Raw genomic sequence first — 23016 nt, 5'->3', positions numbered from 1 at the left:
AGGTACGCTGCCTTCAGCGGTCATTATCCTTTTGTTTTGGTTAACTATTTGCCGACAATATGCCTGAATCCGCGGCTTGTGTCGCGGCAAGAGTCGAGAGTGTTGTGACGGGCTGGCAACGGCCGGTCAGAAGAGAAGCTGCCATGCAGGGCCCGCCTCATCCAAAGTCCCCCGTTCAGGGGCCCCTGATATCGGGGGCGACCCGGCGAAGCGCGCTGGGCCTGCTGCTCGGCACGCCCCTGCTCTCGGCTTGCGCCGGCGTACAGCAGAGTCTCAGCCAGTTTTCCAGTCCGTTCTCAAGTTCCTCCCCGCCGGCCCAGCCCGCCGGCCCACCGCAGCAGGCCACCACCGCCGGCACCGGCGGGGTGAAGGTTGCCGTGATCCTGCCGCTCTCGGCCGCCGGCAATGCCGGGCTTGCCGCGCAATCCATGCGCAACGCCGCCGAGATGGCGCTGGCCGAGTTCCAGAACCCGAACATCCAGCTCCTGATCAAGGACGACAATGGCAGCCCGCAAGGCGCGCAAGCGGGCGCGCAGCAGGCGGTCGACGAAGGCGCCGAGATCATTCTGGGGCCGCTGTTCGCACAATCGGTGCCGGCGGTGGCGCAGGTCGCACGCACGCGCGGCATCTCGGTGATCGCGTTCTCGACCGATTCGAGCATCGCCGGCCGTGGTGTCTACCTCTTGAGCTTCCTGCCGGAGTCCGACGTCAACCGCATCGTCGAATATTCCGCCGGCATCGGGAAGCGCTCGGTCGCCGTGCTGGTGCCCGACAATGCCTATGGCAACGTGGTCGAGGCGACGGTGAAAGCCGCCGTGCCGCGGCGCGGCGGACGCATCGTCGCGTTCGAGAAATACGGCGCCGATCGCGCCACGCCGGCGCGATCAGTGGCGCAGCAGCTCGGCGGCGCGGATGCGCTGTTCATTGCCGATGATGGCGATGCCGTCGTCGCGGTCGCGGATGCGATGACCGCGGCGGGCGCGAATCTGCGCAACATCCAGATGCTCGGCACCGGCCTGTGGGACAATCCGCGCGTGTATGCGAGCCCGGCGCTGCAAGGCGGCCTTTACGCCGCGCCCGATCCGGCCGGCTTCCGCGCCTTCTCCGGCCGCTACCGCACCAAATACGGCGCCGAGCCGATCCGTACCGCGACGCTCGCCTATGACGCGGTCGCTCTCGTCGCCGCGCTCGCGCGCACGCAGGGCACCACGCGCTTCTCTTCCGACGTGCTCACCAACCCTTCCGGCTTCGCCGGCATTGACGGCCTGTTCCGCTTCCGTGCCGACGGCACCAATGAACGTGGGCTCGCGGTGATGAAGGTAACGACGGGCGGCGGTGTCGCGGTCGCGGGCTCGCCGAAGAGTTTTGGGGCGTAAAGCGCGATGAGATTGGGTTGAATCGTCATCGCGCTTTGGCTCTTTGCTTGAACATGATCTTTTCGGAAAAGCGCTTCACACTTTTCCGGATCATGCCCTAGCGGGCCTCGCCTACCAATCTATCCTGGCTTGGCCACGGCCGGGACCTGCGCCTCGTAACGGCGCCGATTGCTCCAATAGATGTTTGCGAACAGAGCGGCTTCCTGGCGATAAGGAATATGATCGTCGGTATCCTCGCCGGCTTGCGCTTCGATCCAGCCGATGTGCTCCGCCATGGCGCCAGAGCGGTCGCCCTGCAGGGCACGGATCTGGAATTCGTACATGTGCTGCTCGATATCGAGGTAGCGATCGTACCAGCACGTCGACCACTGACGGTTTTGCAGGGCAAAGCGCCTGATCCAGCGCTCGGCCAGGTCCATCTCATGCTCGGGCTTGGAGAACATCACGTCGCGGCGCGCTTCCTGCAGCGTTTCGATCGCGACCGGCTTGTTCCTCTGCCAGAGCGTCTGCATCGAGCTGTCGGAGAGGAAGCGGTCGGCATAGATGGGGTGCTCGAACGCAAGCTCGCGCAAATGCGGCAGCTCGAAATAGACGCGAATCTCCGAACAGACGCTCGCCTTCAGTTCGTTGTCTTCCATCTTGCGATGAAAGGCATCGAAGCCGATACCCGGAAAGTACGGCATGAAGGCCGAATGAAACATCTCGTGCAGACGGTAGAGATCCTCGATCGCGGGATTGTCGTAGGTCCGGTTCATCGACACGCCCCACCACGAGCAGAAATGAGCGCGTTCGAGCCGGTCATTGGTGGTGTCGCAAAACAAGCGCGGCAAGCTCGCGAATTGTTCGACAATGTCGTGGATGAAGCCGCCATTGGCGTGCGAGTCGCGGATCGGCTCGCATCGCCACAAGCCGTGCACATGGCGATGGATGTCTTGGGGGTAGGTCAGCGCGACGAGATTCTTCAAGATGCGCCTCCGGGGATCGGACCGGCGGTGCCGATCATTTGCGCCATGGCGGGTGTGAGACAAACGCGCAAGCCCGCCTGCGCATTGTTCGCGGGTCTCCGCAGGAAGGCGGCGAGCGCGGGGTCCAGGGTGTCAGACCGGGATGCCCGCGCAAGGATCGTGACGTCACTCGGCGTGAGCGCGATGCCGAGCCGGTGGCCGACTTCCGTGGCAGCCTCGCGCTGGACATGCTTGTAGCGGCGCGCCAGGTCGTAGACGTCATGACGCTCGATCAGCGCGAGACCGAGCTGCAGCGAGGTAAGGTTCTTGAACCATTGATTGCCGAACAGCGACGGCATGGCCTCACGGCAGAAGATGCCGCCGATGCGGTCGTAATAGACCCCGAACGGTTTGGAGAGGCTGAAGGCTACGGCCTGCACCGCGGGACTGTCCGCCGCAATGCGCGATCCGGGCGCTTCGGCAATACTCCCGATATAGGTGACGTCGAGCAGCACGCGGGGTTTTGCGGCGCCGGCCGATAGCAGCTCGAAGAACGCGTTTGCCTGCGGCCAGACATCGCCGTCGATCGCAGAGGGCTGGCTGATACAGAACAGCGCGGTTGGCGGAAGCGAACGTCCGACCTTTTCCCAATCGGCGCGGTCGTGCTCGACGGCTGTTATCCTGCATGCCTCGGCATAGGCCTTGTAGCCCTCGTACTCGCCAGAGAAGACATGGATTTCGGGCTCGAATCGCTCGCTGCGCGCGCGGTTGCCATAGGCAGCTATGACATGAAACAGGGCTTCGCTGCCGCCGGCCGTGGGATAGCGCCAGGGAAATCCGGCCGGCGAAAGCGCAACCACCGGGTCAGCCCATGCCATCCAGCGTGCGAGGAAGGCTTCATGAAGCGCAAACTGCTTGCCGGTCCAGGCGTCGCGGAATTGCTCGAGATATTGTCGCCGCGCGGCATCCGGTGACGCCGGGCAGTTGCCGAGGATTGCGTGCTTCGCAGCTTCCGTCTCCGGCATGACGAGGGCGTAGACCGTCTTGCTCGCGCCGGCATCCTTCACGCGCCGGTCGAGTTCGGGATCGTGAATTGGAGGGAGAGGGGCTCGCTCGTTCATGGCCGTCCGGTGGCGGGGCAGGATAACGCGCGAGCCAATCTAGCACGGCACAGGATCAGCCGCTGGAAAATCCCGGCAGTTCGCTTATCAAAGCCTTTACGCCGCGAGATCCGCGACCACCGCGTCCAGCACCGGAAATCCGCTGCTGGTCACGCGCAGACGGCCCGTTGCATCGACCGTGATCGCGCCTTCTTCGCGCAGCATCGCGATGCGTTTGGGATCGAGCGGGCGGCCCGACAGCGTCTTGTAGCGCTCGGGGTCGATGCCTTCGGCCAGACGCAATCCCATCAGCAAGAATTCGTCGGCGCGCTCTTCGCTGTTGAGGAGATCGTCGGTGACGATGCCGTCGCCGCTGCTTTCGACGCGCATCAGCCAGGCTTCGGGACGCTTCTCGGTGGCAGTGGCATGGCGCACCCCGTCGATATCGAGGCGGCCATGCGCGCCAGGACCGATGCCGGCATATTCCTCGCCGCGCCAGTACACCAGATTGTGCCGGCATTCGGCGCCACGCCGCGCGTGGTTGGAAATCTCGTAAGCGGGCAGGCCGAGCTTGTCGCAGGTCTCTTGCGTGACGTCGTAGAGCGCGCGCGCGACCGCTTCGTCCGGCGTCTTCAATTTGCCGGCCTGATGCAGGCCGTAAAACGGCGTGCCTTCCTCGATGGTGAGCTGATAGAGCGACAGATGCTCGGCGGCTTCATCGATGGCGAGGCGCAGCTCATCGGCCCACATTGCGGGCGTCTGGTCGGGGCGGGCGTAGATCAGGTCGAACGAGTAGCGCTCGAACGAGCGGCGCGCGATGGCAACGGCATCGAGCGCTTCCCGCGCACTGTGCATGCGGCCCAAAGCTTTCAGCGAGACATCGTCGAGCGCCTGCACGCCGAGCGAGACGCGATTGACGCCGGCAGCACGATAGCCTGCGAAACGCGTGGCTTCGACGCTGGTGGGGTTCGCCTCGAGCGTCACTTCGACGTCATTGGCGACGCTCCAGTGCTTGCCGATCGCATCGAGCACGGCGCCGACGGTCGCCGGTTGCATCAGCGACGGTGTGCCGCCGCCGAGGAAGATCGAGGTCACTTCGCGGCCGGGCGCGCGCTCGGCCGTGGTTGCGATCTCGCGGGCGAACGCACTCGCAAATCGCGCCTCGTCGATCGCGGCATGCCGGACATGGCTGTTGAAGTCGCAATACGGGCACTTCGACAGGCAGAACGGCCAGTGCACGTAAACGCCGAACGCATCCTTGTTAGCGCGGCTCAAGGCAGATCTCCGCCAGTTTCACGAAGGCGCGGGCGCGATGCGACAGGCCAAGGCCAAGCGGCGGCAGGCCATGCTTCTCGATGCTTTCCATCTCGCCGAAGGTGCGGGTGTGGCCGTCGGGGAGGAACATCGGATCGTAGCCGAAGCCGGATGTGCCGCGCGGTGGCCACACCAGCGTGCCGTCGACACGGGCCTCGACCTCCTCGAGATGATCGTCGGGCCAGGCGACGCAGAGCGCGGAGACGAAATGGGCTCTGCGGCGGTCCGGCGTGGTCGCGCCGCGCTCCTGCAACAGGCGCTCGATCTGCGCCATCGCTGCGGCGAAATCCTTCTGCGGCCCGGCCCACCGCGCGCTGTAGATGCCGGGCGCACCGTCGAGCGCGTCGACCACGATGCCGGAATCGTCGGCGAAGGCGGGAAGTTTCGTCGCCTTTGCCGCTGCAATCGCCTTGATCGCGGCATTGCTGCGGAAGTCGTTGCCGGTTTCTTCGGGCTCGGGAAGGCCGAGTTCGCCGGCCGACACCGCCGCAACGCCATGCGGCGCAAGCAGCTCCTTCATCTCGGCGAGCTTGCCGGGATTGTGGGTCGCGATGACGAGCTTTCCGGTGATTCGGCGGTGCATGGTCTATTGACTACGCGACGGCCAGTTTCTGCAAGTCAACCAAACGGCCGATGCCCTTCTGCGCCAGGGCGATCAGCTTCAGGAACTCGTCCTGGGTGAACGGCTCGCGCTCCGCCGTGCCCTGCACCTCGATGATGCGGCCATCGCCTGTCATGACGAAATTGGCGTCGGTCTCGGCTTCGGAATCCTCGGCATAGTCGAGATCCAGGACCGGCGTGCCGTTATAGATGCCGCAGGAGATCGCGGCGACGTTGTCGCGCATCACATTGGTCTTGACCATGTTGCGCGCCTTCATCCAGGCGATGCAGTCGGCGAGCGCGACCCAGGCGCCGGTGATCGAGGCCGTGCGGGTGCCGCCGTCGGCCTGCAGCACGTCGCAATCGACCGTGATCTGGCGCTCACCGAGCGCTTCGAGATCGACAATGGCGCGAAGCGAGCGGCCGATCAGGCGCTGGATCTCGACGGTGCGGCCGCTTTGCTTGCCTGCGGCCGCTTCGCGGCGGGTGCGTTCGGAGGTCGCGCGCGGCAGCATGCCGTATTCGGCGGTGACCCAGCCGCGGCCCTGGCCCTTCAGCCATGGCGGCAAGCGGTCTTCCAGCGTGGCGGTGACCAGCACATGGGTGTCGCCGAATTTCACGAGGCAGGAGCCTTCCGCATATTTGACCACGCCGCGCTCCAGCGTCACGGGGCGCAATTCGTCGGGCGCACGGCGGCTTGGCCGCATGGGAAATCCTCCAAAATTCGCGAGGGTTAGGCTATTCGCGGTGCTTGTAGGTGGGGCGAGGGTATGCGGCAAGGCTTTTTCACCCCTGATATCCACCCCGCAAACGCCACGCTTGTCAGAACCGTCCTGGATAGACAAATTATGAGCATCTGAGAGGAGTTACCGTCTGTGGCCCATCACGATCCGATCCATCTGATCGCGCCGCACGCAGGCCTCGCCCAGCTCAACGAGCGTTCCCGCGACATCTTTCGTCAAATTGTCGAAAGTTACCTCGCGACCGGCGAGCCGGTCGGCTCGCGCAACATTTCGCGGCTGATCGCCATGCCGCTGTCGCCAGCCTCGGTCCGCAATGTCATGGCCGATCTGGAACAGCTCGGCCTGATCTATGCCCCACATACCTCGGCCGGCCGGCTGCCGACGGAACTCGGCCTGCGCTTCTTCGTCGATGCACTGATGCAGGTCGGCGACCTTAATGAGGCCGAACGGCAGTCGATCCAGAGCCAGCTCACGTCGGTCGGGGAGGCTCACTCTGTCGAAGCAGCGCTCGATCAGGCCCTGACCCGGCTCTCGGGCCTCACCCGTGCGGCCGCTGTGGTGCTGACGCCGAAATCCAATGCGCGGCTGAAGCACATCGAATTTGTCCGGCTGGAACCCGAAAAGGCCTTGGTGATCCTGGTCGGTGAGGACGGTCAGGTCGAAAACCGCGTGCTGGCGCTGCCGCCCGGAGTTCCCTCCTCGGCCATCACCGAAGCCGGCAATTTCCTGAACGCGCGGATCCGCGGCCGCACCCTGGCCGAGGCGCGGCTCGAGCTGGAGACCGCGCTTGCAGAGGCCCGTGCCGAGCTCGATCAGCTTGCGCAAAAGGTAATTTCCGCCGGCATTGCCAGCTGGTCGGGCGGCGAGAGCGAGGACCGTCAACTCATCGTCCGCGGTCACGCCAATTTGCTGGAAGACCTGCACGCACTGGAGGACCTCGAGCGTGTCAGGCTGCTGTTCGACGATCTCGAGACCAAGCGCGGCGTGATCGACCTGCTCGGGCGCGCCGAAACCGCCGAGGGCGTGCGGATTTTCATCGGCAGCGAGAACAAGCTGTTCTCCCTGTCGGGCTCCTCCACCATCATCTCCCCGTATCGGGATGCCGCCGGCCGTATCGTCGGCGTTTTGGGTGTAATCGGGCCCACGCGGCTGAATTATGCCCGTGTGATCCCGACGGTGGACTATGCCGCCCGCATCGTCAGCCGCCTCCTGGGGGGCTGACCAGCATTTGAGCCGATCACGGGCGCTTGATTTTCAGCGCCCGAAGCACGATATCCGGGCCAGAAAACCTCCCCTTGAGACGAGTTCGAGAAGCAGCCGATGACCGATCCAACCCGGCAACCCGAAGACACGGCCGCGCCGACCGGCGAGCCCGTAGTGTCGAAACCCTACATCATGCCCGACGATCCCGAGCCGGGTTCGGTCGAGCTGTTGCAGAAGGAAGCCGCCGAAGCGCGTGACCGCATGCTGCGGACGCTGGCCGAGATGGAGAATTTGCGCAAGCGCACCGCCAAGGAGGTCGCCGACTCCAAGCTCTACGGCGTCACCGGCTTTGCCCGCGACGTGCTCGACATCGCCGACAATCTCCAGCGCGCCCTCGACGCCGTTCCGGCGGAAGCGCGCGCCAATGCCGATGCCGGCCTGAAGGGACTGATCGAGGGCGTCGAGCTCACCGAGCGCTCGCTGCTCAATGCACTGGAAAAGCACGGCGTGAAGAAGTTCGATCCGCAGGGCCAGAAGTTCGATCCGAACTTCCAGCAGGCGATGTACGAAGTGCCGGACGCCTCGGTGCCCGCAGGCACCGTCGTCCAGGTCATGCAGGCCGGTTACACCATCGGCGAGCGCGTGCTGCGCCCGGCGCTGGTCGGTGTCGCCAAGGGCGGCGCAAAACCCGCGCCCGCGGCCAACAACAACGAAGCGAACTGAGCAGCGTCAGCGCTTTGCTGTCATTCCGGGGCGATGCAAAGCATCGAACCCCGGAATCTGGAGATTCCGGGTTCGGCTCTACGAGCCGCCCCGGAATGACGGCGTGTGACGCTCTTACGCGCTGACCGCGATATCGCTCGACTGAATCCGTTTCACGCCGGCCTTGGCCATATCGGCCCAGGCTTTTGCCAGTGAGCCCTGATTGTCGATGCCGCGACAGGCGTCTTCCACGACATAGACCTCGAACCCCGCCTTGCGCGCATCGAGCGCGGTCCAGGCGACGCAGAAGTCGGTTGCGAGACCCGCAACGAACAGGCGTTTGATCTTGCGGGACTTCAGATAGGCGGCGAGGCCTGTCGTTGTCTTGCCATCGGCTTCGAGGAAGGCCGAATAGCTGTCGACGTCCTTGTGAAAGCCCTTGCGGATGATGAGCTCGGCCTGCGGAATCGAGAGGTCCTTCGAGAGCGAGGCGCCGTCGGTGCCCTGCACGCAATGGTCCGGCCACAGCACCTGCTTTCCATAAGGCAGATCGATAGTCTCGAACGGCTTCTTGCCGGCATGGACTGAGGCGAACGAGACGTGGCCGGGCGTGTGCCAGTCCTGCGTCATCACGACGTTCGCGAAGCCCTTCGCGATCTTGTTGATCACAGGCACGACCTGCTCGCCTTCCTTCACGGCGAGGCTGCCGCCGGGCAGGAAGCAGTTTTGCACGTCGATCACGAGCAGCGCGGAGGTGTCGTCCGGCTTGATTGCGGCTGCTGCGAAAAGTGCCGATGGAGCGAGGCTCGCAAGCGCGGTCGTTCCCAGCGCGGCCAAGATCTGTCGTCGATTAAGCATCGTCCGCCTCCCTGCAAGGATGATCCAGGGGGCAAGCCTAGTTCCGTTCGTGTACGAACGAAAGCCTGAAAATGCAGCCGGCTCTGGTGAGGGGTTAGGCTGCTCGCGGCGCGTTCGGTGCACCTCTCCTGCTTGCGATCCCGCAGGCGGGGGCGCACCGCCCTTGCGGATGTGCCTACCCCTTCGGCTGGATACCGTCGCGCACGGCGCGGAAGCGGGTGAAGGCGTCTGACCATTGATCGCGCGGGGCGCTGGCGATGATGCGCAGCGAGGTGCCGCCCCCGAAGCGGATCCACTGCACCACCGTCACCGCCGTCTTGTCCTTGCCGCTGACGCCGTCGATCCGGGTCTCGAATCCCGGCTGGCTGTTGATGCGGATCGGCTCCGACATGGTGATCTTGGATTCGCGCAAGCCCGGGATCTGGAGCGCCGCCTCCTGGGCGAAGCGGGCGCGGTCGTCGGCGGCTTGCGGGGTGGCGCCGATCAGGCCGAGGATCATGAACGGCTTGGATTCATAGCCTGCGCTCTCATTGCCGTCGGCCAGGATGATGCTGGAGCCCGGCACCAGCGTACGGATGTCCTTGAAGCCGGCGAGATCGGTGATCTTAAACGGCAACAGCCCGATCTGCTCGTCGGCCGACACCTCCTTGCGGATGGTGGCGGTCGCAAACATCTGCTTAACCGCCTCGTCGGTGTAGATCTTCGAGGCGTTCTCGGGGACCTGCACCGCGACATAGCCGGAGAAGCCGATGCCCGGCACGATCATCGAATAGCGCTTCACCGGGGTGGTGCCGGCCTTGCCGCTCTCGGCGGTGAAATAGGCAAGACCCGCCGATGTCTCGAGCTTGTCCGGCTTGACGCCGTTGGTGCCGGCCGGATTGGCGTTGAAGGCGGCCACGACCTCGCCGTAAGCCGCCGGCGGCAGCTCGGTAATCAGCACCTTGACGCTGCCGTCCTCGTTCTCGAAGCCCGGGAAAGACTTGGCCTTGCTGAGGCCGACCAGCGGCACCATGCCGAGGCGCAGGCCCGGCGGGTAGACGGCGTCGGCAGCGAGTGCCGGAAATGTGGAGGCGGCGAGGAGAGCGAGCGCGGCGAGGGGGCGGATCAGCTTCATGGGCACTCTGATTGGTTCACATTGAGGCCGTACGATGGTCGGCGATTGGGCCGCTTTGTCGCGCGAAGCAGCCCCATGGCGAGACTGTCCGGCCGGCCGCCTTTTAGCGGGTTTGGCGCTCGGGTAACAGGGTCGGGCCGGCTACCGGCGGCAGGGGCGGCCGGAGTCTGAACCTGTTAATAATTCCTCACCCGCAAGGGCGGTCGAGCCCGGATATGATCTTCCAAAACCCAATGTTTTCACGGTCCAAACTTGCGTCCGGTCCTTGCGGGCCCCTCCCCCCCTCCTATATGAGCCTCAACCATCGCAATATCGCGAATGTTTGATCTTAGGGGGTTTCGGATTGGGTGCCTTCTGGGCCCAACCAACCTGCCGTAAAAAGAAGGATATCAGGACCATGGGAAAGGTCATTGGGATCGACCTCGGCACCACGAATTCGTGCGTCGCCGTGATGGATGGCAAGAACGCCAAAGTCATCGAGAATTCCGAAGGCATGCGCACGACGCCTTCGATCGTCGCCGTGACTGATGACGGCGAGCGCCTCGTCGGCCAGCCGGCCAAGCGCCAGGCCGTTACCAATCCCGAGCGCACCTTCTTCGCAGTGAAGCGCCTCATCGGCCGCCGCTACGACGACCCGATGGTCGAGAAGGACAAGAAGCTCGTTCCGTACAAGATCGTGAAGGCTTCCAACGGCGACGCCTGGGTCGAGGCCGACGGCCAGACCTACTCGCCCTCGCAGGTCTCCGCTTTCATCCTGCAGAAGATGAAGGAAACCGCGGAAGCTCATCTCGGCCAGAAGGTCGACCAGGCCGTCATCACCGTTCCCGCCTACTTCAACGACGCCCAGCGCCAGGCGACCAAGGACGCCGGCAAGATCGCGGGCCTTGAAGTTCTGCGCATCATCAACGAGCCGACCGCGGCCGCGCTCGCCTATGGCCTCGACAAGACCAAGGCCGGCACCATCGCCGTGTACGATCTCGGCGGCGGCACGTTCGATATCTCCATTCTCGAAATCGGCGACGGCGTGTTCGAGGTGAAGTCGACCAACGGCGACACCTTCCTCGGCGGCGAAGATTTCGACATGCGCCTCGTCGGCTATCTCGCCGACGAATTCCAGAAGGAGCAGGGCATCAACCTGCGCAACGACAAGCTCGCGTTGCAGCGCCTGAAGGAAGCCGCTGAAAAGGCCAAGATCGAGCTGTCCTCGACGACGCAGACCGAGATCAACCTGCCCTTCATCACCGCGGACCAGACCGGCCCGAAGCATCTGACGATGAAGCTCACCCGCGCCAAGTTCGAGGCGCTGGTCGACGACCTCATCCAGAAGACCGTCGAGCCCTGCCGCAAGGCGCTGAAGGACGCCGGCGTCACCGCCGGTGAGATCGGCGAAGTCGTGCTGGTCGGCGGCATGTCGCGTATGCCGAAGGTCCAGGAAGTCGTGAAGCAGCTGTTCGGCAAGGAGCCGCACAAGGGCGTCAACCCGGACGAAGTCGTGGCGATCGGCGCCGCGATCCAGGCCGGCGTGCTCCAGGGCGACGTCAAGGACGTGCTGCTGCTCGACGTGACCCCGCTGTCGCTGGGCATCGAGACGTTGGGCGGCGTGTTCACCCGCATCATCGACCGCAACACCACGATCCCGACCAAGAAGAGCCAGGTGTTCTCGACGGCTGAAGACAATCAGAATGCCGTCACCATCCGCGTCTTCCAGGGCGAGCGTGAGATGGCGGCCGACAACAAGATGCTCGGCCAGTTCGACCTGATGGGCATCCCGCCGGCCCCGCGCGGCATGCCGCAGATCGAGGTGACCTTCGACATCGACGCCAATGGCATCGTCAACGTCTCGGCCAAGGACAAGGCCACTGGCAAGGAGCAGCAGATCCGCATCCAGGCCTCGGGCGGTCTGTCGGAAGCCGATATCGACAAGATGGTCAAGGACGCCGAGGCCAATGCCGCGGCCGACAAGCAGCGCCGCGAGGCGGTCGATGCCAAGAACCATGCCGACGCGCTGGTGCACTCCACCGAGAAGGCGCTCGCCGAGCACGGTTCGAAGGTCTCCGAGACCGAGCGCCGCGCCATCGAGGATGCCGTCAGCGACCTCAAGGAAGCGCTGAAGGGCAGCGATGCCGAGGCGATCAAGGCCAAGACCAACACGCTGGCGCAGGCTTCGATGAAGCTCGGCGAGGCCATGTACAAGCAGCAGGCCGAGGCCGATGCGGCCAAGGACGCTGCGAAGGATGACGTTGTCGACGCCGAATTCACCGAGGTCGACGACGACAAGAACAACAAGAAGTCCGCTTAAAGCCCGCGAGGGTGTGATGCGGACGGCTTGGACCCGACACGCTTCTCTGGCCTCCCCCGTGACGGGGGAGGCTTTCGTGTCGGGATTGACGGGTGATCGGCCCGTTACGATCGATCAATTCCCAGCCGCTATGCTCAACACTGCCATGCAGCCCTCTGCGGAAATGCGGAAGGCTGCCTATATCGTCGCGTGGCGACGGTGTTTCGCCCCGACTTGAATCGCGATCGGATAGACCTGAGTCAGACATGTCCACGTCCACCAAGCGCTGCTACTACGAAACCCTCGAAGTCGAACGCACGGCCGACGAGAGCAAGCTGAAGTCATCGTTCCGCAAGCTGGCGATGAAATTCCATCCCGACCGCAATCCCGGGGATGCGACCAGCGAGGTCAAGTTCAAGGAAATCAACGAGGCCTACGAGGTCCTCAAGGACAAGGACAAGCGTGCGGCCTATGATCGTTTTGGCCATGCCGCGTTCGAGCAGGGTGGTCCCGGCGGCGGTGGTGCCGGTTTCGGCGCGGGCTTCGCCTCCTCCTTCTCCGACATCTTCGAAGACCTGTTCGGCATGGCCGGGCAACGCGGCCGCGGCGGCCGCGAGCGTGGCGCCGATTTGCGCTACAACATGGAAATCACCCTCGAGGAAGCATTTGGCGGCAAGACCGCGCAGATCGAGATTCCGGTCTCGGTCACCTGCGAGGCCTGCTCCGGCATCGGCGCCAAGGCCGGTACCAAGCCCAAGACCTGCTCGACCTGCGGCGGCGCCGGCCGGGTGCGCCAGTCGCAGGGCTTCTTCACCCTCGAGCGGACTTGCCCCGGCTGCCAGGGCCGCGGCCAGATGATCGAGGACGCCTGCCCGTCCTGCTCGGGCCAGGGCCGTGTCACCCGCGAGCGCACGCTGTCGGTCAACATTCCCCAGGGCGTCGAGGACGGCACCAGGATCAGGCTCGCCGGCGAAGGCGAGGCCGGCGTCCGCGGCGGGCCGCCCGGCGACCTCTACATCTTCCTGTCGCTCGCCCAGCACCAGTTCTTCCAGCGCGACGGCGCCGATCTGCATTGCCGCGTGCCGATCTCGATGGTCACCGCCGCGCTCGGCGGCGAATTCGAGGTGCCGACCATCGACAAGGGCAAGGCCAAGGTGAAAGTCCCTGCCGGAACCCAGTCGGCGCGCCGTTTCCGCATTGCATCAAAGGGTATGCCGGTGCTGCGCTCGCGCCAGATGGGCGACATGTACGTCCAGGTCGTGGTCGAGACCCCGCAGAACCTCACCAAGAAGCAGCAGGAATTGTTGGCCGAGTTCGAAAAACTCTCCTCCGGCAACACCCAGCCGGAATCCGAGGGCTTCTTCGCCAAGGTCAAGGATTTCTTCGGTAATCGGGCGAACTGACCCGGCTTGACCGTATCGCCTTCGGCCTATACGTCTTTATGACCATTTTCTGACACGCCGCAGTCGCGCGGTCCCGTCCGGTCCTGACATGCCATTGCCATCGTCCGCGCGTGCGTTGAAGAAGCCCCGTCTTGATGACGAGGTGCGTTTTCTCAGGTCGTGGATCGAAAAGCCGCTGCATATGGGCGCGGTGATGCCGTCAGGCAAGCTGCTGGCGCGGACCATGGCCCACTATGTCGATCCCGATTCGGACGCGCCCGTGGTTGAACTCGGGCCAGGCACGGGTGCCATTACCTCGGCACTGATCGAGCGCGGCATCGACCAGAAGCGCCTCGTCCTCGTCGAATACAATCCCGGCTTCTGCGCCCTGCTGCGCGACCGCTATCCGCAGGCCAAGGTGGTGCAGGGCGATGCCTACCGTCTGCGCGACACGCTCTGGAATGTCCTGAGCGCGCCGGCAAGCGCCGTCGTCTCCGGCCTGCCGCTGGTCACGAAACCCATGCTGACGCGGCTGCGGCTGATCCGCGATGCCTTCACGGCGCTCGCGCCCGGCGCGCCCTTCGTCCAATTCACCTATGCGGTGGTGCCGCCGATCCCGAAATCGCTGCCCGGCGTGTCCACAGAGGCCTCGGAACGGATCTGGATGAACCTTCCGCCGGCCCGCGTCTGGGTGTATCGCAAGGACTAATTCCGCCGGCTTTCTTCCATGCGCGGCGGGGTCGTTTCGCCGAACGCATTGGATTGGATGTCAGCCCCGAAAATCCTGATCATTCCTGGTTCGCTCCGCACCGGCTCGCACAACGTGAAGCTGGCGGCGGTTGCTGCGTATGAATTCGCCCGGGCCGGCGTCGAAATCACCCGCATCTCGCTCGCCGATTTTCCGCTGCCGATCTATGACGGCGATCTCCAGGCCAAATCCGGCGTGCCCAAAAATGCGATCAATCTGAAGCGCATGATCGGTGCGCATCATGGCGTGCTGATCGTTTCGCCCGAGTACAACGCCTCGGTGCCGCCGCTGCTGAAGAATGCGATCGACTGGGTCAGCCGCGTGCACGACCTGCATGAGGCGCGCGGCGACGTGTTCCGCAACCGCGCCTTCGCGCTTGCCGGTGCGTCGCAGAGCCGGTTAGGTGCCGCCCGCGCACTCCAGGCATTGCGCCTGATCCTGACCTCCTGCCACGCCAATGTGATCGCCAGCCAGCTCACGCTCGCTTTTGCCGACCAGGCCTATGACGATATGGACAGGTTGAAGAACGAGGGCGATATCGCGGCGCTGAAAGAGCTGGTGCGGCAGTTGATCGACATTTCCCAACGCATGATGTGAGGTGACATGACGCCAGCCGAAATCGCCCCGAAGGACCGCCTGATCGTCGCGCTCGACCTACCGAATGTTGAGGCCGCGGAGGCGATGGTCACCAGGCTCGGCGACAGCGTCACCTTCTACAAGATCGGCTATCGCCTCGCTTATGCCGGTGGGCTGCCGCTGGTGGCAAAGCTTGCGGACAGCGGCAAGAAAGTCTTTCTCGATCTCAAGCTGCACGACATCGGCAACACGGTCGCGCAGGGCGTCGAGAGCATCACCAAATCAGGCGCGACCTTCCTCACCGTGCATGCCTATCCGCAGACCATGAAGGGCGCCGTCGAAGGGCGCGGCAGCTCCAAGCTGAAGCTCCTCGCCGTGACGGTGCTGACCTCCTACAATGACGACGATCTGCACGCGGCAGGCTTCCGGCTCGGCGTTTCCGAGCTTGTCGAAGCGCGCGCGCAGCAGGCGCAGGTGCTCGGCATCGAAGGGCTGGTGTCCTCGCCCGAAGAAGCCGGAGCCTTGCGCAAGATCATCGGCCACCAGATGGCTCTGGTCACGCCCGGTATTCGTCCGGCGGGCTCGGCAACCGGCGATCAGAAGCGCATCATGACACCGGGTCGCGCGATCAGCGCGGGCGCCGATTATCTCGTCGTCGGGCGTCCTGTGGTGGAAGCTGCTGACCCCAAGGCTGCGGCTGACGCCATCCAGGCCGAGATCGCCCGGGCACTTGCCTAACCAACACAAGGAGAAGAACAATGGCAAAAGGCTACTGGATCGGCCGCGTCGATGTCAGCAATGACGAGGGCTACAAGCCCTATGCCATCGCCAACGGTCCCATTTTCAAGAAGTGGGGCGGTCGCTTCGTCGTTCGCGCCGGCAAGTTCACCACCGTCGAGGGCGCCAGCCGCACCCGCAACGTCGTCATCGAATTCCCGGACTACCAGACCGCGATCGCCTGCTACAACTCGCCGGAATACCAGGCCAACATCAAGGTGCGGCAGCCGCACTCGATCGCCGACCTCATCATCATCGAGGGCTATGACGGCCCGCAGCCGCAGGACGGTTGAGGCCCGCTGTCATTCCGGGGCGGCTCGCAGAGCCGAACTATGGTGCGCAATTGCGCACCTGACAATCTCGAGATTCCGGGCCTGGTCCTTCGGACCATCCCGGAATGACGGTGAACGTGGAATCGCCCTCACCAGTCCCCCTCGGTTGCCGGAACTGCATCCCGCCGCTACAACGCAGCTGAGAGGATCACATCATGTCAGACATGCGCTTGATTGTAGCCGGAGCCGGCGGCCGGATGGGCCGCGCGCTGGTACGGGCGATTGCCGAGAGCAAAGGTGCGGTGCTGGCGGGCGCCCTGGAGGCGCCGGGTTCGGAGCTGCTCGGCAAGGATGCCGGCGTGCTCGCGGGCCTGCCGGCCAATGGCATCAAGCTCTCCGCCGACCTCTGGGCGATGTCGAAGGACGCCGACGGCATCCTGGATTTCACCGTGCCGGCCGCGACCATCGCCAATATCGCGATCGCGGCTGAGCGTGGCCTCGTTCATGTCATCGGCACCACCGGGCTTTCGGCCTCGGACAATGCCGTGATCAAGAGTGTCACCAACCGCGCGGTCGTGGTGCAGTCAGGCAATATGAGCCTCGGCGTCAATCTGCTCGCCGCGGTGGTCAAGCGCGTCGCCAAGGCGCTCGACGAGAGCTTCGACATCGAGATCGTCGAATCCCATCACCGCATGAAGGTCGATGCGCCCTCCGGCACCGCGCTGATGCTGGGCCAGGCGGCGGCGAGCGGTCGCGGCATCCCGCTCGACGAGGCGCATTCGGAGCGCGGCCGCGACGGCATCACCGGCGCGCGCAAGCCGGGCGCGATAGGCTTTGCCTCCTTGCGCGGCGGTACCGTCGCCGGCGATCACAGCGTGACTTTCCTCGGCCCGTTCGAACGTCTGACGCTGTCGCATCAGGCGGAGGATCGCATGCTGTTCGCCCATGGCGCGCTGAAGGCGGCGATGTGGGCGCATGGCAAAGCGCCAGGGCACTACTCGATGGCCGACGTGCTCGGCCTCGCCGACATCTAACTGAAGATAGCGAACGGAAAGCAGTCAATGAGCGAACGTCTTCTCGTGCTCGTGCGCCACGGCCAGAGCGAATGGAATCTGAAGAACCTGTTCACCGGCTGGAAGGATCCTGACCTCACCGAGCTCGGCGTCAAGGAAGCCCAGGAAGCCGGGCGCAAGCTCAAGGCACAAGGGCTCGTGTTCGACGTCGCCTTCACCTCGGTCTTGACGCGCGCGCAGCACACGCTCGATCTCATTCTCGCCGAGCTCGGCCAGCAGGGCCTGCCGACTTCGAAGGATCTCGCGCTGAACGAGCGCGACTATGGCGATCTCTCCGGTCTCAACAAGGACGACGCCCGCAAGAAATGGGGCGAGGAGCAGGTGCATGTCTGGCGCCGCTCCTACGACGTGCCACCGCCCGGCGGCGAAAGCCTGAAGGACACGCTGGCGCGCGCGTTGCCGTACTACGTGCAGGAGATTCTCCCGGGCGTGCTCAACGGCAAGCGCACGCTGGTGGCCGCCCACGGCAACTCGCTGCGCGCGCTGATCATGGTGCTGGAAAAGCTCTCGCCCGAAGGCATTCTGAAGCGCGAGCTCGCGACCGGCGTGCCGATCATCTACCGGCTGAACGCGGATTCGACGGTCGCCTCGAAGCTGGATCTGGCGGGCTGACGACGGTCTCGTAGGGTGGGTTAGCCGAGTAGATACGCGAAGCGCATCTGCTCGGCGTAACCCACCACGATCACTGAGGAAACCAAAGAGGTGGGTCACGCCTTCGGCTAACCCACCCCACGCAGCAACGGCATCTCGCCTACTGCATCCCCAGCTGCCCGGCTTCCCAGCCCAGCATCGCCTGCTTGCGGGTGATGCCCCAGTGATAGCCGGTGAGCGTGCCGCTCTTGCCGAGTGCGCGGTGGCAGGGCACGACGAAGGAGACCGGGTTCTTGCCGACGGCCGCGCCGACGGCGCGCGAGGCCTTCGGTCTCTTGATGTTGCAGGCAATGTCCGAATAGGACACCGCGCGTCCCATCGGGATCTTCAACAACGTCTCCCACACCCGCACTTCGAAATCGGTGCCGATCAGCACGATGCGCAATGGCTGGTCCGGCCGCCACAGTCTGGTGTCGAAGATGCGTGCCGCCAGCGGCGCGGTGCCTTCGTGGTCTTCGACATAGGTGGCGTTGGGCCAGCGCCGCGTCATGTCGGCGAGCGCGGCCTGCTCCTCACCGTGATCGGCAAAGGCGAGGCCTGACAGGCCGCGATCGGTCGCGATCACGATCGCGGTGCCGAAGGGCGAGGGATGGAAGCCGTAGCGCAGGGTGAGCCCCGCGCCGCCGTTCTTCCATTCCCCCGGCGACATGGCTTCGTGGGTGACGAAGAGATCGTGCAGCCGGCCAGGACCCGACAGACCCGAGTCGAGCGCCGCGTCGAGGATGCTCGCGGAATCCCGCAACAGTCCCTTGGCGTGGTCGAGCGTCAGCGCCTGCATGAAGGCCTTCGGCGTGATCGAGGCCCAGCGGCGGAACAGATGGTGCAGCTCATCCGGCGTGACGCCGGCCGCATCAGCCATCGCCTCGATGGTCGGCTGCGCGCGCCAGTTTTCCGAGATGAAGGCGATCGCCCGGCGCACCGAATCGTAGTCGCGCAGCGCGGCGGTCTGGGAGCCCGGCCTGGCCAGGCGCTGGTCATGTATGGCGAGTGTCATCATGAGTGGAAATGTAGGCGCGGCGCCGGGTCGAAACCACCCGATTTCCGATCCGCCGATCAGGTGATCGGGTTGTAGGTCGGGCCCCGTTTGGCGGCATTGAGCGCTTCAATCAAGCCTTTGTAAAAGCTTGCCTTTTCATCCGGTCCGAGGAACCTGGCGATCTGGATCTGGTGGCCGCGCGAGATCAGATAGAGATGCTCGATGCCAAAGTCCTCGTCGACCTCCATGTCGAGGCGGACCCAGAGCGGATTGAAGGTGAATTCGGCGACCTGACCGCGATGGCTGATACGCCGCACGCGCAATTCCGAGGTCGTAACGGTGATCTCCTCGCGCGCCCGGGCGGTGCGGAAATTGACCTTGAAGGCCCACCACACCACGAGCACGTCGAGCCCAAAAAAGCCGAGCACCGGCCAAGCGCCCTTCATCAGGAACACAATGCCGGTGGCGAAGCTGACGATGCTCAGGAACAGCATCACGGCGAGGAAACCGGTGCGATTGAGCGAGCGATGCGGCGTCAGCAGCGCGGAAAAGATCTGCTGCTCATTCTCGCGCTCAATTTCGTTGCCTGTGCTCATCGTCTCTCAGTATATCCCGATCATGGCGAAAATCACCCGCAAGCCGGCCCAACGCAAAGCGGCCGTGCCGAAGAAAAAGGCAAAGGCCGCCAAGCCCAGGCCCGCCAAAAAATCGGCGCCCGCGAAGAAATCGCTCAAGGCTATCAAGCCCTGGACGCCCGCGGAGATCCAAGAGGTGTTCAGCCGTTTCCGCAAGGCCAATCCCGAGCCGAAGGGCGAGCTCGAGCACCTCAATCCGTTCACGCTGCTGGTCGCCGTCGTGCTGTCGGCGCAGGCGACCGATGCCGGGGTCAACAAGGCGACACGGGAATTGTTCAAAGTCGCCGACACGCCGCAGAAGATGCTCGACCTCGGCGAGGAACGTTTGCGCGACTACATCAAGACCATCGGCCTCTACCGCACCAAGGCCAGGAACGTGATCGCTCTCTCGGCCAAGCTGCTCAGCGATTTCGGCGGCGAGGTGCCGCGCACGCGCGCCGAGATCGAGTCGCTGCCGGGCGCGGGACGCAAGACGGCCAATGTCGTGCTCAACATGGCCTTTGGCGAGCACACCATGGCGGTCGACACGCATGTCTTCCGCGTCGGCAATCGTACCGGGCTCGCGCCGGGCAAGACTCCGCTCGACGTCGAGCTTGGTCTCGAAAAGGTGATCCCGGCCGAGTTCATGCTGCACGCTCATCATTGGCTGATCCTGCACGGCCGCTATACTTGCCTTGCGCGCAAGCCGCGCTGTGACGTCTGCTTGATCAACGACCTCTGCCGGTGGCCCGAGAAGACGGTGTGAGTGAGAGTGCTCCGTCTTTCCGGGACGGACCGAAGGACCGGACCCGGAATCTCGAGATGTTCGATGCTTCGCATCGCCCCGGAATGACGATGGTTAAGGCGAAGTGGTTTGGGGTTATCCGTGAGTCAACAAGAACAAATCGTGCCGCCACCTGCCGTTGCACCGGCCCCGCCGCCCAAGCCGACACAGCGGCCGGTGAGTTCGCTCTGGAGCCGGCTCGCCATTCCGCTGTTCGCCGTGATCGTCGCGCTCGCCTTCGTTGCGCTGGCGACACTGCGCTTCGACGAATGGGTCGGCAATGAAGTGGTCCAGACCACCAATGACGCCTACGTTCGCGCCGACCTGACGCGGCTTGCGAGCCGTGTATCCGGCGAGGTGCTGACTGTCGGAGTGACCGACTTCCAGCGCGTCAAGGCCGGCGATCTCCTGATCCAGATCGATCCCGCCGATTGCGAGGCGCAGGTCGCTCAGTCCGAGGCGGCGGTGGCATCAGCGCAAGCCGTGCTGGACAACCTCTCCAACCAAATCGAGCTGCAATATGCGACCATCGCGCAAGCCGAAGCCTCGCGCCTCTCGGCGGAGGCGCTGGAGGTCGAAGCCAGGCAGGAGCAGGAGCGTCAGCAATCGCTGTCGCAGACCGACGCCGGCACGCGGCAGCGGCTCGAGCAGGCGGTCGCGGGCCTTGCCAAGGCGCAGGCCGATGTGCGCGCCAGCCGGGCCGTGATCGCAGCCCAGCAGCATCAGCTCGAAGTTTTGCAAGGCACCAAGAAGCAGCGCGCCGCCGATCTCGACGCTACCAAGGCGACGCTGGCGAGCGCGAAGCTGAAGCTCGGCTACACCAGGATCACGGCGCCGTTCGATGGCGTCGTCGGCGAGCGACAGGTGCAGCCCGGCGACTACGTCAATATCGGCACCAATCTCATCAACGTGGTGCCGCTGCCGAAGGTCTATGTGATCGCGAACTACAAGGAGACGCAGCTCACGCATGTTGCGCCGGGCCAGCCGGTCGAGATCACGATCGATAGTTTCCCGCGCGAGAAGCTCCACGGCAAGGTCGAGCGCATCGCGCCCGCGACCGGCGCGCAGGTCGCGCTGCTGCCGCCCGATAATGCCACCGGCAATTTCACGAAAGTCGTGCAGCGCATTCCCGTCCGCATCCGGTTCGATGACAACCAGCCTTTGCTGACGCGGCTCGTGCCCGGCATGTCGGTCGTCACCCGCATCGACACGAAAGATGCGAATGGCGGAAAATGACGATGCCGGCCGCGGCCCCGTCTCGCGCGGCGGCATCGCGCCGCAGCCTCTGTTCGCCGTCGCGGCGGTGCTGCTCGGCTCGTTCCTCGCCAATTTCGACAGCCGGCTGACCACGGTCGGCCTGCCCGACTTGCGAGGTGCGTTCGGACTCTCCTTCGACGAAGGCGCCTGGCTCTCCACCGCCGGCATCGGCTCGCAGATCTTCATCGCGCCGGCGGTGGCGTGGCTTACGACGGTATTTGGCCTGCGCCGGGTGCTCGGCATCCCCAGCGTGGTCTACGCGCTCGTCTCGCTGATCATCCCATTCGTGCGCGACTATCCGGCGCTGATCGCACTCAGCGTCGTGCATGGCCTGTTGCTCGGCACCTTCGTGCCGGCGACGCTGATGATCGTGTTTCGCAATCTGCCGATCCGCTGGTGGCTGCCGGCGATCGCGCTCTATTCGATCCGCGTCGGCTTCGCACTGGACTCATCGACTTCACTGGTCGGCTTCTATGTCGATCATCTCGGCTGGCAATGGTTGTACTGGCAGGGCGTCGTGATCGCGCCGCTGATGGGCCTGATGGTCTATCTGGGCACGCCGAACGATCAGGTGAACCGCGCGCTGCTGCGCGAGGCCGATTGGGGCGGCATGCTGCTGCTCGGCGCAGGGGTTTCGATGATCTATGCCGGCCTCGACCAGGGCAACCGCCTGGACTGGCTGGGCTCCGGCACCGTCATGGCGCTGCTGGTGGGCGGCGGCGTGCTGTTCGCCACCTTCATCGTCAACGAGTCGCTGGTGCGGCAACCCTGGGCGCATGTGAACGTGCTGTTCTCGCGCAATATCTGCCTGTCGCTCGTGGTGATCCTGCTCTACACCCTGACCTCGTTGTCCAATGCGTCGCTGGTGCCCAACTTCCTCGGTACTGTCGGCCAGCTCAGGCCGGAGCAGAGCGGGCTGTTGCTGCTCACCTATGGCGCGCTGCCGATGTTCGTTCTGGTGCCCGTCTCGATCTGGCTGCTGCGCCATTTCGATGCGCGCACGGTGGCGGTGGTGGGGTTTGCGTGCTTCGCCGCGGCCAGTCTCTGGGGTACCCAGCTCACCCATGACTGGGCGCGCGAGGATTTTGTCGGCATCGCGCTGCTGCAATCTGTCGGACAGGCGACCACGCTTCTGCCGCTCATCATCATCGCGCTGTCCAATTCCGACCCGAGCCGCGCCACCTCGTTTGCCGCTTACATCCAGATCATGCGGCTCGGCGGCGCCGAAATTGGCGTGGCGCTGATGGGAACGTGGCTGCGCGTCCGCGAGCAGATCCATTCCTTCTATCTCGGCCAGAACCTCGAAATCGGCGACGTCGATGTGGTGCGGATCCTGAAGCAGCTCGCCGGTCACTTCGCCGCTCATGGCGCCGGCTCGGCGCCGGCGCGCGCGGTTGGCACGCTTGCGAGCTTCGTCGCGCGCGAGGCCAATGTGCTCGCCTATATCGACGGCTTCTGGTTGTGCTTCTGGATGGCGGTGGCCGCGCTCGGCTTCATCGCCTTGATCACCCGCGCGCCGCCGGGCCCGTTTACGCCCGCGCCGTTCGGCTTCGCCAAGACGGTGTTGCGGAAGTGTGGGGTCAAAGTCGCGTAGCGCCCGGACACCTCTCTCGCTTGCGGGAGAGGTCGCGCCGAAGGCGCTGGTGAGGGTTCTTTCCTCTAGGGGATTGTCCC

23 protein-coding genes are annotated in these 23016 nt (G+C 64.6%); 14 read left to right on the top strand and 9 right to left on the bottom strand.

The window, feature by feature from the left end:
* The first annotated feature begins 143 nt into the window (after positions 1-143).
* Positions 144-1376, top strand: a complete 1233-nt coding sequence (locus BM374_RS05185; protein ID WP_177248099.1) for a penicillin-binding protein activator — start codon at positions 144-146, stop codon at positions 1374-1376.
* Between the two features lie 119 nt (positions 1377-1495).
* On the opposite strand, the gene BM374_RS05180 is transcribed toward BM374_RS05185, so the two are convergent.
* From BM374_RS05180 to rph, 5 genes are all read right to left on the bottom strand, one after another.
* On the bottom strand, positions 1496-2341 hold the full coding sequence (locus BM374_RS05180) for a hypothetical protein (RefSeq protein ID WP_092289572.1): 846 nt from the start codon (positions 2339-2341) through the stop codon (positions 1496-1498).
* Positions 2338-3441, bottom strand: a complete 1104-nt coding sequence (locus BM374_RS05175) for an aminotransferase class I/II-fold pyridoxal phosphate-dependent enzyme (RefSeq protein WP_143270145.1) — start codon at positions 3439-3441, stop codon at positions 2338-2340. The genes BM374_RS05180 and BM374_RS05175 overlap by 4 nt, the downstream gene beginning before the upstream one ends.
* Positions 3442-3537: 96 nt before the next feature.
* Entirely contained in the window at positions 3538-4695 is a 1158-nt protein-coding gene (gene hemW / locus BM374_RS05170; RefSeq protein WP_092289567.1) for a radical SAM family heme chaperone HemW, read from the bottom strand.
* A complete protein-coding gene (gene rdgB, locus BM374_RS05165; RefSeq protein WP_092289565.1) occupies positions 4682-5317 on the bottom strand; it encodes an RdgB/HAM1 family non-canonical purine NTP pyrophosphatase in 636 nt (211 codons plus the stop codon). The genes hemW and rdgB overlap by 14 nt, the downstream gene beginning before the upstream one ends.
* Before the next feature lie 10 nt (positions 5318-5327).
* Positions 5328-6041: a ribonuclease PH gene (rph, locus tag BM374_RS05160; RefSeq protein WP_092289563.1), complete on the bottom strand. Its 714-nt coding sequence runs from the start codon at positions 6039-6041 to the stop codon at positions 5328-5330.
* A gap of 168 nt (positions 6042-6209) precedes the next feature.
* Between rph and hrcA the strand changes: the two genes are divergently transcribed.
* Positions 6210-7298, top strand: a complete 1089-nt coding sequence (gene hrcA, locus BM374_RS05155) for a heat-inducible transcriptional repressor HrcA (RefSeq protein WP_092289561.1) — start codon at positions 6210-6212, stop codon at positions 7296-7298.
* Positions 7299-7397: 99 nt separating this feature from the next.
* A complete protein-coding gene (gene grpE / locus BM374_RS05150; RefSeq protein WP_092289559.1) occupies positions 7398-8003 on the top strand; it encodes a nucleotide exchange factor GrpE in 606 nt (201 codons plus the stop codon).
* A 114-nt stretch (positions 8004-8117) separates the two neighbouring features.
* Here grpE and pncA read toward each other — a convergent pair whose 3' ends face one another.
* Together pncA and BM374_RS05140 are read right to left on the bottom strand one after the other, a co-directional pair.
* On the bottom strand, positions 8118-8840 hold the full coding sequence (gene pncA, locus BM374_RS05145) for a bifunctional nicotinamidase/pyrazinamidase (RefSeq protein WP_092289557.1): 723 nt from the start codon (positions 8838-8840) through the stop codon (positions 8118-8120).
* 175 nt (positions 8841-9015) lie between these two features.
* A complete protein-coding gene (locus tag BM374_RS05140; protein WP_177248098.1) occupies positions 9016-9954 on the bottom strand; it encodes a hypothetical protein in 939 nt (312 codons plus the stop codon).
* Between the two features lie 397 nt (positions 9955-10351).
* Here BM374_RS05140 and dnaK point away from each other — a divergent pair, with 397 nt between their 5' ends.
* From dnaK to BM374_RS05095, 8 genes are all read left to right on the top strand, one after another.
* Positions 10352-12253, top strand: a complete 1902-nt coding sequence (dnaK, locus tag BM374_RS05135) for a molecular chaperone DnaK (protein WP_092289553.1) — start codon at positions 10352-10354, stop codon at positions 12251-12253.
* A 245-nt stretch (positions 12254-12498) separates the two neighbouring features.
* Complete coding sequence (gene dnaJ / locus BM374_RS05125) at positions 12499-13635, top strand: molecular chaperone DnaJ (RefSeq protein WP_092289549.1); 1137 nt, start codon at positions 12499-12501, stop codon at positions 13633-13635.
* 88 nt (positions 13636-13723) lie between these two features.
* The gene (locus BM374_RS05120; RefSeq protein ID WP_092289547.1) at positions 13724-14323 is read left to right on the top strand and encodes a class I SAM-dependent methyltransferase; all 600 of its coding nucleotides are present in this window, start codon (positions 13724-13726) and stop codon (positions 14321-14323) included.
* Positions 14324-14380: 57 nt separating this feature from the next.
* On the top strand, positions 14381-14959 hold the full coding sequence (locus tag BM374_RS05115; protein WP_092290245.1) for an NADPH-dependent FMN reductase: 579 nt from the start codon (positions 14381-14383) through the stop codon (positions 14957-14959).
* 6 nt (positions 14960-14965) lie between these two features.
* Complete coding sequence (pyrF, locus tag BM374_RS05110; protein ID WP_092289545.1) at positions 14966-15676, top strand: orotidine-5'-phosphate decarboxylase; 711 nt, start codon at positions 14966-14968, stop codon at positions 15674-15676.
* Between the two features lie 20 nt (positions 15677-15696).
* Positions 15697-16008 (top strand): DUF1330 domain-containing protein, encoded by a 312-nt coding sequence (locus tag BM374_RS05105; RefSeq protein WP_092289543.1) that lies wholly within the window; start codon positions 15697-15699, stop codon positions 16006-16008.
* A gap of 194 nt (positions 16009-16202) precedes the next feature.
* Positions 16203-17021, top strand: coding sequence for a 4-hydroxy-tetrahydrodipicolinate reductase (gene dapB, locus BM374_RS05100; protein ID WP_092289541.1), 819 nt, complete (start codon positions 16203-16205; stop codon positions 17019-17021).
* Positions 17022-17048: 27 nt separating this feature from the next.
* Positions 17049-17672, top strand: a complete 624-nt coding sequence (locus tag BM374_RS05095) for a 2,3-bisphosphoglycerate-dependent phosphoglycerate mutase (RefSeq protein WP_092289539.1) — start codon at positions 17049-17051, stop codon at positions 17670-17672.
* Positions 17673-17811: 139 nt separating this feature from the next.
* On the opposite strand, the gene BM374_RS05090 is transcribed toward BM374_RS05095, so the two are convergent.
* Positions 17812-18708 (bottom strand): methylated-DNA--[protein]-cysteine S-methyltransferase, encoded by an 897-nt coding sequence (locus BM374_RS05090; RefSeq protein WP_092289537.1) that lies wholly within the window; start codon positions 18706-18708, stop codon positions 17812-17814.
* 56 nt (positions 18709-18764) lie between these two features.
* Positions 18765-19283: a DUF2244 domain-containing protein gene (locus BM374_RS05085; RefSeq protein ID WP_092290244.1), complete on the bottom strand. Its 519-nt coding sequence runs from the start codon at positions 19281-19283 to the stop codon at positions 18765-18767.
* Positions 19284-19305: 22 nt separating this feature from the next.
* Here BM374_RS05085 and nth point away from each other — a divergent pair, with 22 nt between their 5' ends.
* The 3 genes from nth (at position 19306) to BM374_RS05070 (ending at position 22936) form a co-directional block, all read left to right on the top strand.
* Entirely contained in the window at positions 19306-20067 is a 762-nt protein-coding gene (gene nth / locus BM374_RS05080) for an endonuclease III (protein ID WP_177248097.1), read from the top strand.
* 120 nt (positions 20068-20187) lie between these two features.
* Positions 20188-21321 carry an HlyD family secretion protein gene (locus BM374_RS05075; RefSeq protein WP_092289535.1) on the top strand — a complete coding sequence of 378 codons (1134 nt, stop codon included), beginning with the start codon at positions 20188-20190 and terminating at the stop codon, positions 21319-21321.
* The gene (locus BM374_RS05070; protein ID WP_092289533.1) at positions 21308-22936 is read left to right on the top strand and encodes an MFS transporter; all 1629 of its coding nucleotides are present in this window, start codon (positions 21308-21310) and stop codon (positions 22934-22936) included. Before BM374_RS05075 ends, BM374_RS05070 begins: the two co-directional genes overlap by 14 nt.
* The last annotated feature ends 80 nt before the right edge of the window (positions 22937-23016 follow it).

It is taken from the genome of Bradyrhizobium sp. Ghvi (genome assembly GCF_900115265.1).
Taxonomy (GTDB): domain Bacteria; phylum Pseudomonadota; class Alphaproteobacteria; order Rhizobiales; family Xanthobacteraceae; genus Bradyrhizobium.
Note: the sequence above shows the minus strand (reverse complement) of the source record. Positions and strands in the feature narration are given on the sequence as shown.

Coding starts and splice junctions, on each gene's coding strand:
- dnaK (WP_092289553.1), top strand. CDS start 10,352: ATGGGAAAGGTCATTGGGATCGACCTCGGCACCACGAATTCGTGCGTC.
- rdgB (WP_092289565.1), bottom strand. CDS start 5,317: ATGCACCGCCGAATCACCGGAAAGCTCGTCATCGCGACCCACAATCCC.
- BM374_RS05140 (WP_177248098.1), bottom strand. CDS start 9,954: ATGAAGCTGATCCGCCCCCTCGCCGCGCTCGCTCTCCTCGCCGCCTCC.
- grpE (WP_092289559.1), top strand. CDS start 7,398: ATGACCGATCCAACCCGGCAACCCGAAGACACGGCCGCGCCGACCGGC.
- rph (WP_092289563.1), bottom strand. CDS start 6,041: ATGCGGCCAAGCCGCCGTGCGCCCGACGAATTGCGCCCCGTGACGCTG.
- BM374_RS05175 (WP_143270145.1), bottom strand. CDS start 3,441: ATGAACGAGCGAGCCCCTCTCCCTCCAATTCACGATCCCGAACTCGAC.
- BM374_RS05185 (WP_177248099.1), top strand. CDS start 144: ATGCAGGGCCCGCCTCATCCAAAGTCCCCCGTTCAGGGGCCCCTGATA.
- BM374_RS05095 (WP_092289539.1), top strand. CDS start 17,049: ATGAGCGAACGTCTTCTCGTGCTCGTGCGCCACGGCCAGAGCGAATGG.
- BM374_RS05070 (WP_092289533.1), top strand. CDS start 21,308: ATGGCGGAAAATGACGATGCCGGCCGCGGCCCCGTCTCGCGCGGCGGC.
- BM374_RS05120 (WP_092289547.1), top strand. CDS start 13,724: ATGCCATTGCCATCGTCCGCGCGTGCGTTGAAGAAGCCCCGTCTTGAT.
- pyrF (WP_092289545.1), top strand. CDS start 14,966: ATGACGCCAGCCGAAATCGCCCCGAAGGACCGCCTGATCGTCGCGCTC.
- BM374_RS05090 (WP_092289537.1), bottom strand. CDS start 18,708: ATGATGACACTCGCCATACATGACCAGCGCCTGGCCAGGCCGGGCTCC.
- BM374_RS05085 (WP_092290244.1), bottom strand. CDS start 19,283: ATGAGCACAGGCAACGAAATTGAGCGCGAGAATGAGCAGCAGATCTTT.
- dapB (WP_092289541.1), top strand. CDS start 16,203: ATGTCAGACATGCGCTTGATTGTAGCCGGAGCCGGCGGCCGGATGGGC.
- BM374_RS05115 (WP_092290245.1), top strand. CDS start 14,381: ATGTCAGCCCCGAAAATCCTGATCATTCCTGGTTCGCTCCGCACCGGC.
- pncA (WP_092289557.1), bottom strand. CDS start 8,840: ATGCTTAATCGACGACAGATCTTGGCCGCGCTGGGAACGACCGCGCTT.
- dnaJ (WP_092289549.1), top strand. CDS start 12,499: ATGTCCACGTCCACCAAGCGCTGCTACTACGAAACCCTCGAAGTCGAA.
- nth (WP_177248097.1), top strand. CDS start 19,306: ATGGCGAAAATCACCCGCAAGCCGGCCCAACGCAAAGCGGCCGTGCCG.
- BM374_RS05105 (WP_092289543.1), top strand. CDS start 15,697: ATGGCAAAAGGCTACTGGATCGGCCGCGTCGATGTCAGCAATGACGAG.